Source organism: Lentzea sp. NPDC054927 (assembly GCF_053610285.1).
The window spans coordinates 1-16,403 of sequence record NZ_JBSGXZ010000043.1; the positions used below are offsets into that span (position 1 = coordinate 1).

A 16,403-nucleotide genomic window follows, 5' to 3' on the forward strand; every position below is an offset into this window, starting at 1 on the left:
GGGATCCTCGGCGTGTGCAACGGGTGCGTCGGGCGCGTGGTGCGGGTGCGACCCCCAAAGGACGTGTACCAGGCCGCGCAGTGCGGCCTGGTCGACGTTTCCGAGCGTTCGGCCCCAGTGCGTCACGACCGGCAGGCCTGCGCCCTGGAGGGTGATGACGACGCTGGAGGTGTCGTCGTGCAGGTGCACGACCTCCGTGTTGTTCATGCGGGCCCCGTCCACATCAAACACAAATGAACATTGTGCCGATCCTCAGATGCGGGGCCCACGTTGTCAAGCGTGTGAACTTGTTGAGTTTTGTCCGATCAGACAACCAGGCTGAGCAGCCCCGCGACCACGAAACCGACCACGGAGAGGATGGTCTCGAGGACCGTCCACGACTGCAGCGTCTCCTTCACCGACAGCCCGAAGTAGCGGGACACGATCCAGAACCCGCCGTCGTTGACGTGCGAGGCGATGATCGAGCCGGACGCGATGGCCATGACCACCAGGGCCAGCTGCGGTTGCGAGAGGTTCATGTCCGCCAGCACCGGTGCCACGATGCCCGCGGTCGTCACGATCGCGACCGTCGCCGAGCCCTGCGCGATCCGGATGACGCAGCTGATCACGTACGCCAGTGCGATCACCGGCAGGCCGAGGTCCGAAAGTTCGCCGGCGAGCGTCTTGCCGATGCCCGTCGCGGCCAGCACGGCGCCGAAGAAGCCACCGGCACCGACGACCAGGAGGATCATCGCGACCGGCCGCAGCGAGGCGGCGGACAGCTCCGCGATCTTCGCGCGCGTCATGCCGCGCCGGAAACCCAGCAGCCAGAACGCGATCAGCACCGAGATCGTCAACGCCACCGCAGGGGTGCCGAAGAACGTGGCGATCGAGTACGGCCGCGAACCCTTCTGCAGCAGGATCGAGCCGAATGTGCCGGCGAGGATCAGCACGAGTGGCAAGCCGATGATCGACAGCACCAGGCCGAGCGACGGCGCCTCGCGGTCGCCGTTCTCCTCACGGGCGGCCTCTGCCGCGACCAGCATCTCCTCCGGCACCGGCACGTTGATGCGCTTGCCGATCCAGTACGAGTACAGGACACCGCCGACGAACCACGACGGGATCGCCACCGCGAGACCCATGATGATGATCCAGCCGAGCGACACCTTCAGCAGACCGGCCGCCGCCACCGGTCCCGGGTGAGGTGGCATGAACGCGTGCATGACCGAAAGGCCCGCCAGCAACGGCATGCTGAACAGCACGATCGACTTGCCGCTGCGCTTGGCCGCCACGTAGACCAGCGGCGCGAGCACGAAGATGCCGATGTCGAAGAAGACCGGCACACCGAAGATCAGGCCGGCGAGACCGATCGCGACCGGCGCCTTCTTCTCGCCGAACGCGTTCATCAGCTTGTCCATCAGGACCTGCGCGCCACCGGACGCCTCGAGGATCGCGCCCAGCAGCGTGCCGAGCCCGATGATCGCGGCGATGTGGCCGAGGATGCTGCCGAAGCCCTTCTCCAGCAACGAGTCCGAGGCCTTCTGCGCCGACCCGACCAGCGTCTCCGTCGGCACGCCCGCGGCGAGCGCCACCAGCAGTGCGACGACGATCAGCGCGATGAACGGCTCGACCTTGAACTTGATGATGAGGAGCAGCAGCACCGCGATGCTGACTACCGCGAGGGTCAGCAGACCCGGTGTTGAGTGTTGCAACCAGTCGATCACGGGCGGCTCCTGAGTGAATGGCCTGGCAATGCGCCGGTGGCGGTTCCGTCGTCGATCACCGGCACCCCGTTGCAGAACACGAACGGGATGCCGGCGGCCTGCTGCCGAGGCTGGTCGAACGTCGCCGTGTCGGCGATCGTCGAGGCGTCGAACAGCACCAGGTCGGCCGCGTAGCCTTCGCGGACCAGACCTCGGTCGGTGAGCCGCAAACGCTTGGCGGCGCGGCCGGTGAGGTGCTCGACGCACTCCTCCAGGCTCAGCACGCCCAGTTCACGGACGTAACGCGCGAAGTAACGGGGGAACGTGCCCCACGCGCGTGGATGTGGCCGGTCACCCACGAGCAGCCCGTCGCTGCCGCCGGTGTGCGCCGGATGCTTCATGATCGCCTGCACGTTCTCCTCGTGCCCCACGTGCATGAGACACGAGGTGCCCATGCGTTCGTCGACCAACACGTCGAAGTACAGCTCGGCGGGGGCCTGTCCCAGCCGCAGCGCGGACGCGTGGACGCTGGCGCCGACCAGGTGGGAGTTGCGGTCGTTGCGGACGCCGTTGATCTCGATGGAGTCCCAGTCGACCGGTACGCCGTGGCACCCGTCCGAGCCGATCTCCTCGATCTCCTCCCGGATGCGCTCGCGGGTGTCCACATCGGACAACCTCGCCAGAGTGCTGTCCGGGCCGCCTTCGGTGGCCCACGACGGCAGCAGCGCGCTCAGGTAGGTCGCGCCCGGCAGGTACGGGTAGGTGTCGAGTGAGATGTCGGCGCCGCCCGCGATCGCGTCGTCCAGCAACGACAACAGCTCCGGCGCCCTTCCCTTGTTCACCGGGAAGTTCATCGTGGCGTGCGCCAGGTGCAACGGGCACCCGGACCGTTTCGAAACGTCCACCATCTCGGCGTACGCCTCCAACGCGCCGGCGCCGTAGCTGCGGTGGTGCGGGCTGTAGAACCCGCCGTAGCTGCCGACGACCTCGCAGAGCTGCACCAGTTCGGACGTCTCCGCGTACATGCCGGGCGTGTAGGTGAGCCCGGACGACATACCGAAAGCGCCCTCCACCAACGACTTCGCGAGCTTGTTCTTCATCACGAGCATCTCGGCGTCGGTGGCGGGCCGGTCCTCCCAGCCCACGGCCAGCATCCGCAGCGTCCCCTGCGGCACCAGGTACGCGGCGTTCACCGCGATGCCCTGGTCGAGCCGGTCGAGGTACTCGCCGACCGAGCGCCAGTTCCAGTCGAAGCCGGGCGGGTCGTCGTTCCACCCGGCGAGCTGACCGCGCAGCGTCGCCAGCACGTCGTCGTTCACCGGCGCGTACGACAGCCCGTCCTGACCGAGCACCTCGGTCGTGACGCCCTGCGAGACCTTCGCCAGGTGGTCCGGCTCGGCGAGGATCCGCAGGTCGGAGTGCGAGTGCATGTCGATGAACCCCGGCGCGAGCACCAGCCCGTCCGCGTCGATCGACCGCGTGGCCGAGATCGCGTCACCGATCGAGGAGATGACGCCGTCCTTGATCCCCACATCCGCTCGGTAAGCCGGTGTGCCCGTGCCGTCGGCGATCAGTGGACCGCGCAGGACGACGTCGTCCATCGGAACGCTCCCTCTAGAAGTAGGTGCGAATCAGGTCGACCACGGTCGTGCCCTCGACGACCGGGATGAGCTGCCACTTGTCGAACACCGTGCAGGGGTGCGAAAGGCCGAGCCCGACCCAGTCACCGACCCGGACCGTGGACTCTGGCCCCAGGGACAGGAACGCGTGCTGGTCGTTGAGCGCGGTGACCTTCGCCTGGGTCAGCGGGGCGACCGCGCCGTCGTACCGGCGCACCAGCTGCGGTTCCGGCAGACCCTCGTCGAACGACGCGTCGCGCTTGCCGATCGTCAGCAACGCCAGGTCGCGCTGCGGCCGGGACGTCACCTGGGCCCACGCCCTGAGCGCCGGGCGGAACGGTTCCACGCCCTCGATCCGCGAGAACGGCGAGATCCCGCGGTAGAAGCCGTCGTCGTGCGTGATGTACGCACCGCTGCGCAGGACCGGGGTCACCGGCACCGGCCACGGCTGGGCCAGCGTCGCCGCCACCTGGTCGAAGTACGCGCTGCCACCCGCGGTGACGATCACCGAGTCCAGCTCGTCGAGCATCCCGGCGTCGGCCATCCGCAGCACCAACGTCCGCAGGTCGGCCAGATAAGCGTCCACAGTGGACTGTGAGGACTCGGAGGCGTCGTGTGCCAGCGCGCCCTCGTAGCCGGAGGCGCCGGCCAGCCGCAGCACCGGGCTCTGGTCGATCGCCCGCGCCACCGCCAGCGCGGTCTCGAGGTCACGAGCGCCGGTGCGGCCGCCGGGAGCGCCCAGTTCGACCAGCACGTCGATCGGCCGCGAGGGTGTGAGCTCCCGCAGCGTCTCGCTCAGCCGCGTGACGCCGGCCTCGGAGTCGGCCCAGCAGCTGAACTCGAAGCCGGGGTCGCTGTCCAGCTCGGTGACGAGCCAGCGCAGCGCACCGAGGTCGAGCAGCTGGTTCGCGAGCAGGATCCGGCTGACCCCGAACGCCCGGTACACCCGCAGCTGGGACGCGTTGGCCGCGGTGAGGCCCCAGGCGCCGTGCTCGATCTGCCGCTGGAAGAGCTGCGGTGCCATCGTCGTCTTGCCGTGCGGTGCCAGCTTGACGCCGTGGTTGGCACACCACTTGGACATCGTCGTCAGGTTGTGCGTCAACGCGTCCGCGTCCAGCACGACGAGCGGGCCGACGAACTCGTCGGCGAAGAGGTCCAGCCGCCGGTCGGCGACCTCGCCGATGGTCGAGCCGAACGTGCTCGAGGGCAGGCCCTTGAACCGCCAGCTGATCCGTTCCGACCTGATGTCCGCGACGGCCGAGAGGTCCATCTCCATCAGATGTTGCATATTTTGCAACTCCCATTGCGCGATGTGATGCTGGAGTGTGTAGCATTCGGTCTCGCCGCCGTCAACGAACACCTCTGGAGCGCGCATGCGGTTCGAACACGTCGGCGGTGTCGTGTGTCTCGGTGAAACCATGGTGATGATGGTTCCGGCAGAACCCGGTCCCGTGCATCTGGTGCGCACCTGGCACCGGGCCGTCGGTGGCGCTGAGTCCAACGTCGCCTGCCATCTCGCGCGCCTCGGCGTGCGGTCGTCGTGGGTCAGCGCGGTCGGAGACGACTCGTTCGGGTTGGCGGTGCTCGACACCGTGGGCGGCTTCGGCGTGGACACCTCGCGGGTGCTGATCGACGCGACCCGGCCGACCGGCCTCTACGTGAAGGAAGCCTCGCCGAACGGCAGTCCGGTCCGGTACTACCGGCGCGGCTCCGCGGCGTCCGGCATGGGACCCGAGATGATCGACCGGCTCGGGCTCGGCGAGGTGAAACTGGTGCACGTCAGCGGAATCACGCCCGCTCTGTCCGATTCGTGCCTCGCGCTGATGCGTGAGTTGCTGCGCCGGCGGCGGCACGGGTTCCGGATCTCGTTCGACCTGAACTGGCGGTCCGCGCTGTGGTCCGACCGCGACCCGCGCGTGCTGCGGGAGCTCGCGAACATGGCCGACGTGGTGCTGGCCGGATCCGACGAGGCGGAGCTCGTGTGGGGCACGGGTGATCCGCAACGGCTGCGTGAACTGCTGCCCGGTCCGGCGTCGCTCGTGGTGAAGCAGGGCGCGGAAGGCGCGACGCTGCTCGAAGGGAGTTCGTCGTACTTCGAACCGGCGCTGAAAGTCGAGGTCGTGGAACCGGTCGGGGCTGGTGACGCGTTCGCCGCGGGGTTCCTCGCTGCCACGCTGGCGGGGGAGACTCCGTCGGTCCGGTTGCGTGCCGGGCACCTCCAGGCGGCCTCCGCTTTGCTGACCGCGGAGGACGTCGGAGATCCTTTGCCGGACGACGTGACAGATCCGCTGCTGCACGCCGACCCGCAGACCTGGGCGTCCGCCCGCCTGGAGGTGTAGATGAGCCAGAGTCTCGACAGAGCGCTCACACTCGTGAGTCAGCTCGCCACGGGACCGAAGACGCTGGACGAACTGTCCGGCGTGATCGGTGTGCACAAGTCGACCACGCTGCGGTTGCTCCGCACGTTGGAGTCGCATCGGTTCGTGCAGCGCGACGGCGTGCACCACTACCGCCTCGGCACCGCGTTGTTCGACCTCGCCAACCGCGCTCTCGAGGAACGCGACGTCCGGCGTGCGGCCGAACCGGCGTTGCGTGACATCAACTCCCGCCTCGGTTACACGATCCACCTCGCGTCCTATGAGGACGGTGAGGTGATCTACATCGACAAGTACGAGTCGACGCACCAGATGCGCATGTACTCGCGCATCGGCCGCCGTGCGCCGTTGCACTGCACTGCCGTGGCGAAGATCCTGCTGGCGGACTTGTCCTCCGTTGCGCTGCAGAAGGTTTTGTCGACGATGGAGTTCCCGCGCTTGACGGCGAACACCATCATCGGCCCGACGGCGTACATGGCAGAGCTGGATCGCGTGCGCACCAACGGTTACGCGGTCGACAACGCCGAACACGAGGACTTCATCCACTGCATCGCCGCCCCGATCAAGGGCGCGCGGGGTGAGGTGCTCGCCGCCGTCTCGATGTCGGTGCCCAAGGTGCTGCTCGACTTCGAAGGGCTGCTCGCCCACCTGCCCGACCTGCTCGCCACCGCCGAAGCTGCTTCAGTCGAATGCGGTTACGTTCCAAGATGAATAAGGGGAAGTCCGTTGTCCAAGGTTGAGATCAAGACCGCCGACGCTCCGCAGCCGGTGGCCCGTTTCTCGCAGGGTGTGCGCAAGGGCAACATCCTGCAGGTGGCCGGTCAGGTCGCGTTCGACCCGAAGTCCGGTGAGATCGTCGGCACCACCGTCGCGGAGCAGACCCGCCAGACGTTTGCGAACCTGCACGCGGTGCTCGCCGCCGGTGGCGCGTCCATCGACGACGTGGTGATGATCCGCGTCTACCTCACCGACACCGCGCACTTCGCGGAGCTGAACGAGGTCTACGGCGAGTTCGTGACGGACCCGGCGCCGGCCCGCACGACCGTCTACGTCGGGCTTCCCGCCGGTCTGCTGGTGGAGATCGACGCACTGGCCGTCGTCGACTGATCTGTTCGCAGCAACGGCGGTTCGGACGGTTCGCAGGGCCTCCGGACCGCCGTTGACGTTGTGACACCATCCGCACATGAAGTGGTACGCGGACAGACCTGCCAGGTTCACGCGTCAGCTGATCGCCGACCTTCTCGCCGTCGGGTGGGTGGCCCTGTGGATCTGGGTCGCGAGCACCGCCCACGACTGGGTGCTGGAGCTCAGAGCACCTGGTGACGGCCTGGTCAACGCGGGCGGCGACATTCGCGACGTCTTCACCAACGCCGCCAGCAAGGCCAAGGGCGTTCCGTTCGTGGGCGACGACCTGTCCGGCGCGCTGGGCAACGGCACCAAGGCCGGCGAGACCCTCATCGGCGTCGGCAACACGCAGATCGGTGTGGTGCAGGACACCGCGTTCTGGCTCGCCGTGGCCGTCGTCACGATTCCGGTGCTGTTCCTGCTCATCACGTGGTTGCCGGTGCGGCTGCGGTACGCGCGCAAGGCCGGCAACATCGCGAAACTGAGGGACAAGCCCGATCTGCTCGCGCTGAGGGCGCTCACCAGCCTGTCGCCGAAGGAGCTGAGCAAGTTCTCCGGCGATCCCGCGGTGGGCTGGCGCACCGGGGACACCGACGTCATCGACGACCTGGCCCGCAGGCAGCTCCTGGCGCTGGGGGTGCGGGCATGATCGCGCTCTCAGTGATCGCCGCCGTCGTGGCGATGTGTGCGACGGCCATCGCGTTGTGGCAAGCGCGTGAGGCGAAGACCGCTCAGGCCGCCGCCGGCAAGGCGCAGGACGCGGCCCAGCGGGCGCAGGACGAGGCGCAAGCCGCTCGCAAGGCAGTGGAACAGGCGACGGCCAGCGCGTTGCAGTCCAAGACGGCGGTCGAAGAAGCCAGGAAGGCCGCCACGGACGCACAGGACGCGGCGACGGCGTCCCGGCTGCTGGCGGACGAGGCCCAGTTCGCGGCCCAGCAGGCGACGGCGCAGATCAACGAGCTCACCGAGTTCCTCGCCGCCGAACGCAGCAGGAGGGGCATGCCGACCTTCGCGATCACGCCAGGCGCGCCCGACGAGTTCCGGCTCAGCTACTTCGGCGGGCCCGCGGTCATCGACGAGCTGACGGTGTCGGTCGTGCCCGGATCACGGGTGCTCGGGCTCTCCCAGTACGACGAGCCCCCTGCCGAGCACCTCAGCCTCGGCCCGCTCCACAACGGCTCCGCCGTCACGTTCCGGGCGGCCACCGGGCAACGGGCCTCGGCGGTGTTCCAGATCAGGGCGGAGCCGTGGGAACCGGTCGTGGTCAGGGCAGATCAGTAGTAGGTCAGTAGACAGGGCCGGTGAACTTCTCGCCGGGACCCTGGCCGGGCTCGTCCGGCACGGCCGAGGCCTCGCGGAACGCGCGCTGCACCGACTGCAGGCCGTCCTTGAGCGGCGCGGCGTGCGGGCCGAGGTACTCGGAGGTCGCCGTGACCAGGCCGGCCAGGCCCGTGATCAGGCGGCGGGCCTCGTCCAGGTCGCGGCGCGGGGAGTTGTCGGGGTCCGGGTCGGCGAGGCCCAGGCGCTCCGCGGAGGCGGACAGCAGCATCACGGCCGCCCGGCTGATCACCTCGATGCTGGGGACATCGCCCAGGTCACGGATGCTGTCTTCAAGCGGATCGGTCACCCCGACATTCAAGCAACCCCACGTCACACCTCCTCGATTCGGGGGTTGACAAGAGCGTCTGCTAGTATTTCTGACGCGACCAGCTCTCGTTAGTGCGAGAGCGGCAAGTGGAGCCCCGCTCCCACCCGCGTTCACCGTCTCAAGAGGTGGCCGGGTCCGGTCCTCCTGACACGCAGGGCACACGGGTGCCCCAGAGCCAGGTAAGTGATCGGTCGGAAGCGGGCCCTGTCGTCGAACATCGACGACGGGGCTCTTGTCTTTGGCGCAAACGAGTCTCAAAGGACGTGAATGACAAGTCCCTCGAACCGAGGTGCTCCCGTCAGCACCGAGCCGCGCATCAACGACCGCATTCGGGTGCCGGAGGTCCGTCTGGTCGGACCGAATGGTGAGCAGGTCGGGATCGTTCGCATCGAGGACGCGCTCCGACTCGCGCAGGAAGCGGATCTGGACCTCGTCGAGGTCGCCGCGCAGGCTCGACCGCCGGTCTGCAAGCTCATGGACTACGGCAAGTTCAAGTACGAGACGGCGCAGAAGGCCCGCGAGTCTCGTCGGAACCAGCAGCTGACCGTGATCAAGGAGCAGAAGCTCCGGCCGAAGATCGACCCGCACGACTACCAGACGAAGAAGGGCCACGTGGCCCGCTTCCTGTCGCACGGGAACAAGGTCAAGGTGACCATCATGTTCCGCGGCCGCGAGCAGTCGCGCCCGGAGCTGGGTTACCGGTTGCTGCAGAAGCTGGCGGAGGACGTCGCGGAGCTGGGCTTCGTCGAGTCGAACCCGAAGCAGGACGGCCGCAACATGATCATGGTGTTGGCGCCGCACAAGAACATCAAGGCGCGTCCGGTCAAGCAGGACGGCGACGTCGAGACCGACGAAGCCACCGAACCCGCTGAATAGGACGCATGGCCGCCCCCGACCCGGTGGGTAGCACGAGACGAGGACGGAAATGCCGAAGAACAAGACGCACAAGGGGACCTCGAAGCGAGTCAAGGTCACCGGCAGCGGGAAGCTCGTCCGTGAGAAGACGGGCAAGCGTCACCGCCTGGAGGTCAAGTCCAGCAAGGAGACGCGCGCCATGGCCGGCACGGTCGTGGTGTCTCCCGCTGACGCGCCGCGCTTGAAGAAGCTGCTCGGTCTCTGACCGTTTTCCCCTAGCTAACTCGGGGCGGCAGTGCCAGATCTTCTGGCGAACACCGCCCCCATGAGATCGACAGGATGGACCCGTGGCACGCGTCAAGCGGGCTGTAAACGCCCAGAAGAAGCGCCGTACCACCCTTGAGCTGGCCAGCGGTTACCGCGGCCAGCGCTCGAGGCTGTACCGCAAGGCCAAGGAGCAGGTGCTCCACTCGCTCAACTACGCGTACCGCGACCGCCGTGCGCGCAAGGGCGACTTCCGCAAGCTGTGGATCCAGCGCATCAACGCCGCTGCCCGCGCGAACGGCATGACCTACAACCGTCTCATCCAGGGCCTTCGCCTGGGTGGCGTCGAGGTCGACCGCAAGATCCTCGCGGACCTCGCGGTGCACGACGCCAACGCCTTCTCCGCTCTCGTGGAGATCGCCCGTGGCGCGCTTCCCGCCGACGTGAACGCTCCGGCCGGGGACCAGGCCTGAGCGAGCACCCTCGCGGCAGCTTTCATCGACCCGAGGCAGATCCGTTCACCGAACGGACGCCTCGGGTCGTTGCTGCTCGCCACCTGACCCGCCGCCAGGGCCGCGACAAGGCCGGCCGCTTCCTCGTCGAGGGAGCCCAGGCCGTGCGCGAGGCACTCGCCTGGAAAACCGGTGAGGTGCACGAACTCTTCGTCACGGCAACGGCCGCGGACCGCAACGCCGAACTGCTCCAGTCCGCCTCCGAGCGAGGCATCAGGATCAGCGAGGTCACCGACAAGGCCGCCGCGTCGCTGTCGGAAACCGTGACGCCCCAGGGCCTCGTCGCCGTCTGCGACGCCGTGCCGCAGCCGCTCGGCCAGGCACTGCGAGGCACCCCGCGCCTCGTCGCCGTGCTCTACGGCGTCTCGGACCCCGGCAACGCGGGCACCGTCACGCGCGTGGCGGACGCGGCAGGAGCCGACGCGGTGATCTTCGCGGGCGACACGGTCGACCCGCACAACGGCAAGTGCGTGCGTGCCTCCACCGGCTCGCTCTTCCACCTGCCGATCGCACGTTCCCGCGACACCGCCGAGGTTTTCGCCGCCTGCCGCGCAGCCGGGCTGAAGCTCGTGGCCGCCGACGGCTACGCGAAGGACGACCTCGACACCGCCTCGCAGCGCGGTGATCTGGAGGAGCCGACGGCGTGGGTGTTCGGCAGCGAGGCACACGGTCTGCCGGACGCGGTCGTCGCCGAGCTGGACACGTCGTTGAAGGTGCCGTTGTACGGTGGAGCCGAAAGCCTCAACCTGGCCACCGCCGCCGCCGTGTGCCTCTACGCCTCGGCACGTGCGCAGCGCATGCCCAAGGCCTGAGCACACCCTTTGCGAACCTGACGCCGCGGAGCCCGCACGGCGGGTAAAACCGTTGCGCCCCTTGTCCCGCCGGCGAGACAGGTCTCGCCGACCCCTTGTGGCTCGCATCACAGCGAGCTCCTCTTCGGTGCTGCTCGCGCAGCTGTGACTTCCCGCGCGCTGGAGCAGACCCTGGAAGGAGATCGCCGGGCCGGGGGCATGGCGGAACGTCAGGGGGTTTCGTGCCTGCAGTGCGTCACGCGGATTCGCGTCTGGTTCCCGCCTCGTCCGCGCAGCGCAGGATGTACTTCTCGTCGATGCTGCGGCCGGGCAACAGCGCTGACGCCTGGGGCACCGTGCTCGAAGTCAGCGGGGAGCTCGCGGTCGAGCAGCTACGACGTGCGCTCGAAGTGCTGCGGGACAGGCACGAGGCGCTGCGTTCCACCTTTGTGGAGCGTGGCGGTGCCGTGTTCCAGGTGGTGCACGACGACGCCGAACCGATCCGGATCGACGTCGTGCCGGCCGGAGGGGATTCGCCGGACGAGCGCCGCGAGTGGGCGGAAGCGCGGGCTCGGCAACTCCTCGACCGTCCGTTCGACATCGCGTCAGGGCCGTTGTGGCGAGCGGGTGTGGTGCGGGTCGCGCCAGGGCTGCACCTGGTGGCCTTCGTGTTCCACCACATCATCATCGACGAGATCTCCGCGCAGGTGTTCGCCGAGGAGCTCCGGCTCGCCTACGCCGACCCGGACGCGCCCGAACTCGCGGAACCGGCCGCGCAGTACTCCGACTTCCTGGCGGCGAACAGCTCCGAGGTGGATCAGGCCGGCCTGGATCACTGGCTCGGCCGGCTGGCGGGTCTGGAGCCGGCTCGGTTGCCGGAGGACAGCACGGGAAGTCCTGACGGGACAGTCGGTTCGCGGTTGCCCGTCGTCGTCGCCGAGAACACGCTGAAGGAGTTCGAGGCGTTCTGCCGGGATCGTGGGGTCACCACGTTCACCGGCATGCTCGCGGTGTACTTCGTTCTGCTGCAGCGCTGGACCGGCGCGCGGGACATCGCGATCGGCACACAGGTGTTCGGCCGGCCGCACTCGTCGCTCTTCGGAACGATCGGGTTCTTCGCCAACACGGTGGTGCTGCGCTGCCAGGTCGCGCCCACGCAGACCTTCGGTCAGTTCCTCGACCGGGTGAGCGACATCGTGCACGACGCGCTGGACTACCAGGACGTGCCGTTCGAGGCGGTGGTGGACGCGCTGGCTCCTCAGCGGGACGCCGATCGCAACCCTCTGTTCCAGGCCGCCATCGGCTACGGCTCGGTGGACATGAACGACTCCTGGGCGCTCGAAGGTCTCCAGGTGCGGTCCCTGCCGGACCCCGCGGACCTGTCCGGCCTCCAGTTCGACCTGTCACTGGACGTGCTGCAGGTCGCGGGCGAGGTCGCGATCACCGTCGAGTACGACCGCCAGCGGTTCTCCGAGGCGGCCGTGCGACGGCTGGCCGAGGCCTATCCGAGCCTGCTCCGCTCACTCACCACGGCACCCGACGTCCCGCTCGGCAGCGTTCCGCTGCTCGACCAGGAGGCGCTGGCGGACACGCTCGAGCTCGGCGAGGGCGAAACCGGTTACAGCCCAACGGATCGCACGTCGGTCTGGGAGCTGTTCGAACGGACGGCCGCGGCCGCGCCGGATCGTGTGGCGGTCAGCGCTCAGGGGGAGCGACTCACCTTCGCCGAACTGGCGAGCAGGGCCCGCGCGACGGCCGCCGGTCTGCGGGCGCGCGGTGTGCGGACCGGCACTGTGGTGGGTATCTGCCTGCCCAGGCGCGCCGACCTGATCGTGACGATGCTCGCCACCTGGTGCGCGGGCGGCGCGTTCCTGTTGCTGGACCGGCAGCAGCCGGAGAGCCGCCGTCGCGTGCTCCTGCGGGAGGCGGGCGCCGTGCTGGTGGTCGCGGACGAGTCTTTCCCCGACGTGGCAACGGTTTCCGCGGCCGTGCTGCGGACAGGGGCGGCCGAACCGGTGGCGGTCGGCCGCCCTGGCACCGCACCGGCCTACGTGGTCTTCACCTCGGGTTCCACCGGAAAGCCGAAAGGCGTGGTCGTCGACCAGGCCGGCCTGGTCGCGCTCGCCACCACCCAGCTGGCGCCGATGTACGCACGGCTGCCGGAAGGCCGTCAGCACAACATCGGTGGCCTGAGCTCCCTGACCTTCGACGCGTTCATCAACCAGTGCCTGGGCATGGTCGCCTTCGGGCATCGGCTGCTGCTGATCGACGAGGAGGAGCGGATGGATCCGTTCCGGCTCCTCGCCCGCGGCGGCGACCCCGAGTCGGCGATCGACGTGCTCGACTGCAGCAGCAGCCAGATGGAGGTCCTGGTCGACGCGGGCCTGCTCGAGGTGCCGCATCCGCCAGTGCTCCTGGTCATCGGTGGTGAAAGCGCGTCCGACCGGTTGTGGCAGCGGCTGCGCGACCAGCCGGGGCTGCTCGCGTTCAACACCTACGGCGTCACCGAGTGCACCGTCGAGTCGACCATGGTGGAGATCCGCGAGCACGCACAGCAGGTGGCGGGGCGCGCCGCCGGCACGTCCCGGCTCTACGTCGTCGACGACCAGCTCCAGTTGCTGCCGCCGACGTTCATCGGGGAGATCTGCGTCGGTGGACTCGGTGTGGCCCAGGGATATGCGGGACAGCCCGGGTTCACCAGCGAGCGGTTCGTCGCCGACCCGTTCAGCGATGTTCCCGGGCAGCGCATGTACCGCACCGGCGACATGGGCAGGTTGCGCCCGGACGGACAGCTGGAGTTCTGGGGCCGCCGCGACGACCAGGTCAAGGTCCGCGGTCTGCGGGTCGAGCCCGGCGAGCTGGAGGCCGTGCTGGAGGGGCACCCCGCCGTCGCCCGTGCGGCGGTCATCGCCACCGACGCGGGCACGCGGATGGCGCGGCTGGTCGCCTTCGTCGTGCCTGGCGAGGAGGGCCGCGACGGGCTGACGTTCTCCGCCGTGCGGGAGTTCCTGCGAGGCAAGCTCCCGGCACCGCTGCTGCCGGACCGGGTGGAGGTGCTCGACGGCTTTCCCGTCACCCCCAACGGAAAGCTGGACCGCAGGGCACTCGCGGCGATCAGGCCGCAGAGCCAGGAGCCGGACGCGGACCAGGACCGCACGACACCCGCCGACCCTCAGGAACGGCTGCTGTGCGAGATCGTGGCCGAAGTGGTCGGCGTGGCGCGGGTCCGCCTCGACGACAACTTCTTCGACCTGGGCGGCAACTCGCTGCTCGCCATGACGGTCATCAGCAGGGTGCGCTCCGCGTTCGGCCGTGAGCTGGGCATCCGGACGATCTTCGAGTCGCGGTCGATCAGGGACGTCGCGGCGCGGCTCGGTGCGCGGGACAGCGCGCCGCGGCCCGCGCTGCGCAGGAGGGAGAACCGGTGATGGAGTGGCTGCCGGCGCGACTGCGGGAGCAGGGCGGCGCCGAGGCGATGGCAGGGCACGAGGGCAGCGTCACCCACGCCGAGCTCGCCGAGCGGACCACCGGCTGGCTGACCGAGCTGGATCGGCTCGGGGTGGCGGCCGGCGAGGTCGTGGCGGTCGTCGGGAACATCTCGCCGGACGTGGTCGCGCTCTTCACGGCGCTCGCTGTCCGCGGCGGTGTCGTGGTTCCCTTCGCCCCCAACGATCCACCCGCGCAGGAGCGGGCGCGCCGGATCGCGACCGCGCACGTGACCAGGGTCGTCGAGTTCACCGGTGGCGGCGAGTGGACGGTCGAGCAGATCGCGGCACCCGACGGGCCGGCGCCGGACCTGCTGGCGAAGCTCGCCGAATCGGGCGAGGCCGGCCTGGTGCTGTTCTCCTCCGGTACGACCGGTGAGAGCAAGGCGGCCCTGCTCTCGTTGCCGCGGCTGTTCGACGGTTTCGCCGGCGCGCCGGCGAGGCCCCGGCGGACGCTGCAGTTCATGGCGCTCGACCACATCGGCGGCGTCAACACGTTGTTCCGCACGCTCGTCGCCGGCGGCACGGTGGTCACCGAGCCGCACCGCACGCCGAAGCACGCCTGCGAGGCCATCGCACGGCACCGCGTCGAGGTGCTGCCGACAACGCCGACGTTCCTCAACATGCTGCTGCTCTCCGGCGCCCACCGGGACCACGACCTGTCCTCGCTCGAACTGATCACCTACGGCACCGAGCCGATGCGGGAGGTCACGCTCGCGCACGCGGCGAAGGTGTTCCCGCACGTGCGTTTCAAGCAGACCTACGGCCTCACCGAGACCGGCATCCTGCCCACGCGTTCCGTCTCGTCGGACTCGCTGCGGATGGACGTCGGCGGGCACGGGTTCCGCACCGAGGTGCGCGACGGGGTGCTCTGGATCAAGTCGCCGAGCGCGATGCTCGGGTACCTCAACGCACCCAGCCCGTTCGACGAGGAGGGCTGGCTCGACACCGGTGACGCGGTCGTCGTGGCGGAGGACGGAACGCTGCGCGTGCTGGGACGGCTCTCCGCACTGATCAACGTCGGTGGCGAGAAGGTGTCACCGGCCGAGGTCGAGAACGTGCTGCTCGAAGCGGGCAACGTCCGGGACGTCGTCGTGACCGGACGCCCGAACGCGGTCACCGGGCACATCGTCACGGCCGTCGTCGAGGTGGTCGAACCGGAGGAACGGCGTGCGCTGAACAAGCGGCTGCGCCAGTTCTGCGCCGAACACCTCCCACCGCACAAGGTTCCCGCGGTCATCACCGTCTCGGACGTGCCGTTGCACGGCGAGCGCTTCAAGCGAACGGGAGGTGCCGGGTGAACACCCCGGTGGATCAGCGTCCGGTCGCGGTCGTCAGCGGTGGCAGCCGCGGCCTGGGACTGGCCCTCGTCACGGACTTCCTGGAGCGCGGCTACCGGGTGGAGACCTTCAGCCGCAGCGAGTCCGCCGAACTGGCCGCCCTGCGCGAGTCGACCGGTGCCCTGTCCTGGTCCGCGGTCGACGGCACGGACGCCGACGCGGTCGAGGAGTTCGTGCGCGCGGCCGTGCGCCGCCATCGCCGCATCGACGTGCTGGTCAACAACGCGGCCGTGGGGCTGGAAGGTCTGCTGACGCTGACCTCGGCGGCGGCGATCGACGCCGCGCTGCGCACCAACCTGACGCTGCCGGTGCTGCTCACCAGGGCCTGCCTGAAGCCGATGCTCGCCCGCAGGACCGGTGTGGTGATCAACCTGTCGTCGATCAACGCGCTGCGCGGGCAGACCGGTGTGGCGGTGTACGGCGCCGCGAAGGCCGCGCTCGACGGGCTGACCCGCGGCCTGGCCAAGGAGGTCGGTCCCGCCGGGGTCCGGGTGGTCAGCGTCGCCCCCGGCTACTTCGACAGCGACATGACCTCCGGGATCGGCGAGGACCAGCTCCGCCGCATCGTGCGCAGGACACCGCTGGGCCGGATCGGCACGGTGGCTGACGTGCTCGGTGTCGTCCGGTTCCTCACCTCACCCGCGGCGAGCTTCATCACCGGCCAGACCATCACTGTCGACGGCGGCTACACCTGCTGAGCCTCGCGA

The 16,403-nt window shown here is 69.2% G+C and carries 17 protein-coding genes; 12 read left to right on the forward strand and 5 right to left on the reverse strand.

The genetic code is table 11. The annotated features are described in order from the left end of the window. The 4 genes from ACWGE0_RS37275 to ACWGE0_RS37290 all read right to left on the reverse strand — a co-directional run. Positions 1-207: hypothetical protein (locus ACWGE0_RS37275; RefSeq protein WP_452265583.1), on the reverse strand; the 207-nt coding region annotated here is incomplete at its 3' end. A 98-nt stretch (positions 208-305) separates the two neighbouring features. Further along, on the reverse strand, positions 306-1,703 hold the full coding sequence (locus ACWGE0_RS37280) for a GntP family permease (protein ID WP_452265584.1): 1,398 nt from the start codon (positions 1,701-1,703) through the stop codon (positions 306-308). Continuing rightward, the gene (locus tag ACWGE0_RS37285; RefSeq protein ID WP_452265585.1) at positions 1,700-3,283 is read right to left on the reverse strand and encodes an N-acyl-D-amino-acid deacylase family protein; all 1,584 of its coding nucleotides are present in this window, start codon (positions 3,281-3,283) and stop codon (positions 1,700-1,702) included. The genes ACWGE0_RS37280 and ACWGE0_RS37285 overlap by 4 nt, the downstream gene beginning before the upstream one ends. Positions 3,284-3,296: 13 nt before the next feature. Further along, complete coding sequence (locus ACWGE0_RS37290) at positions 3,297-4,577, reverse strand: amino acid deaminase (protein ID WP_452265586.1); 1,281 nt, start codon at positions 4,575-4,577, stop codon at positions 3,297-3,299. A 97-nt stretch (positions 4,578-4,674) separates the two neighbouring features. Between ACWGE0_RS37290 and ACWGE0_RS37295 the strand changes: the two genes are divergently transcribed. The 5 genes from ACWGE0_RS37295 to ACWGE0_RS37315 all read left to right on the forward strand — a co-directional run bounded on the left by ACWGE0_RS37295 (position 4,675) and on the right by ACWGE0_RS37315 (position 8,082). Next, positions 4,675-5,640, forward strand: a complete 966-nt coding sequence (locus ACWGE0_RS37295) for a sugar kinase (protein WP_452265587.1) — start codon at positions 4,675-4,677, stop codon at positions 5,638-5,640. Beyond that, positions 5,641-6,387 (forward strand): IclR family transcriptional regulator, encoded by a 747-nt coding sequence (locus ACWGE0_RS37300; protein WP_452265588.1) that lies wholly within the window; start codon positions 5,641-5,643, stop codon positions 6,385-6,387. Between the two features lie 15 nt (positions 6,388-6,402). Continuing rightward, on the forward strand, positions 6,403-6,783 hold the full coding sequence (locus tag ACWGE0_RS37305; RefSeq protein WP_030481733.1) for a RidA family protein: 381 nt from the start codon (positions 6,403-6,405) through the stop codon (positions 6,781-6,783). A gap of 76 nt (positions 6,784-6,859) precedes the next feature. Beyond that, positions 6,860-7,450 carry a hypothetical protein gene (locus ACWGE0_RS37310; protein ID WP_452265589.1) on the forward strand — a complete coding sequence of 197 codons (591 nt, stop codon included), beginning with the start codon at positions 6,860-6,862 and terminating at the stop codon, positions 7,448-7,450. Beyond that, positions 7,447-8,082 (forward strand): hypothetical protein, encoded by a 636-nt coding sequence (locus tag ACWGE0_RS37315; RefSeq protein ID WP_452265590.1) that lies wholly within the window; start codon positions 7,447-7,449, stop codon positions 8,080-8,082. The genes ACWGE0_RS37310 and ACWGE0_RS37315 overlap by 4 nt, the downstream gene beginning before the upstream one ends. A 4-nt stretch (positions 8,083-8,086) precedes the next feature. Here ACWGE0_RS37315 and ACWGE0_RS37320 read toward each other — a convergent pair whose 3' ends face one another. Next, on the reverse strand, positions 8,087-8,428 hold the full coding sequence (locus ACWGE0_RS37320; protein WP_090012317.1) for a DUF1844 domain-containing protein: 342 nt from the start codon (positions 8,426-8,428) through the stop codon (positions 8,087-8,089). A gap of 288 nt (positions 8,429-8,716) precedes the next feature. Between ACWGE0_RS37320 and infC the strand changes: the two genes are divergently transcribed. From infC to ACWGE0_RS37355, 7 genes are all read left to right on the forward strand, one after another. Next, positions 8,717-9,325, forward strand: a complete 609-nt coding sequence (gene infC, locus ACWGE0_RS37325) for a translation initiation factor IF-3 (RefSeq protein ID WP_452265591.1) — start codon at positions 8,717-8,719, stop codon at positions 9,323-9,325. Positions 9,326-9,374: 49 nt separating this feature from the next. After that, a complete protein-coding gene (gene rpmI / locus ACWGE0_RS37330; protein WP_319970580.1) occupies positions 9,375-9,569 on the forward strand; it encodes a 50S ribosomal protein L35 in 195 nt (64 codons plus the stop codon). Between the two features lie 82 nt (positions 9,570-9,651). After that, entirely contained in the window at positions 9,652-10,041 is a 390-nt protein-coding gene (rplT, locus tag ACWGE0_RS37335; protein WP_086663967.1) for a 50S ribosomal protein L20, read from the forward strand. Then, on the forward strand, positions 10,038-10,892 hold the full coding sequence (locus tag ACWGE0_RS37340; protein ID WP_452265634.1) for a TrmH family RNA methyltransferase: 855 nt from the start codon (positions 10,038-10,040) through the stop codon (positions 10,890-10,892). Before rplT ends, ACWGE0_RS37340 begins: the two co-directional genes overlap by 4 nt. Before the next feature lie 221 nt (positions 10,893-11,113). After that, a complete protein-coding gene (locus ACWGE0_RS37345) occupies positions 11,114-14,299 on the forward strand; it encodes a non-ribosomal peptide synthetase (protein WP_452265592.1) in 3,186 nt (1,061 codons plus the stop codon). Continuing rightward, on the forward strand, positions 14,299-15,657 hold the full coding sequence (locus ACWGE0_RS37350; protein ID WP_452265635.1) for an ANL family adenylate-forming protein: 1,359 nt from the start codon (positions 14,299-14,301) through the stop codon (positions 15,655-15,657). The genes ACWGE0_RS37345 and ACWGE0_RS37350 overlap by 1 nt, the downstream gene beginning before the upstream one ends. Beyond that, the gene (locus ACWGE0_RS37355) at positions 15,654-16,394 is read left to right on the forward strand and encodes an SDR family NAD(P)-dependent oxidoreductase (RefSeq protein WP_452265593.1); all 741 of its coding nucleotides are present in this window, start codon (positions 15,654-15,656) and stop codon (positions 16,392-16,394) included. The genes ACWGE0_RS37350 and ACWGE0_RS37355 overlap by 4 nt, the downstream gene beginning before the upstream one ends. The last annotated feature ends 9 nt before the right edge of the window (positions 16,395-16,403 follow it).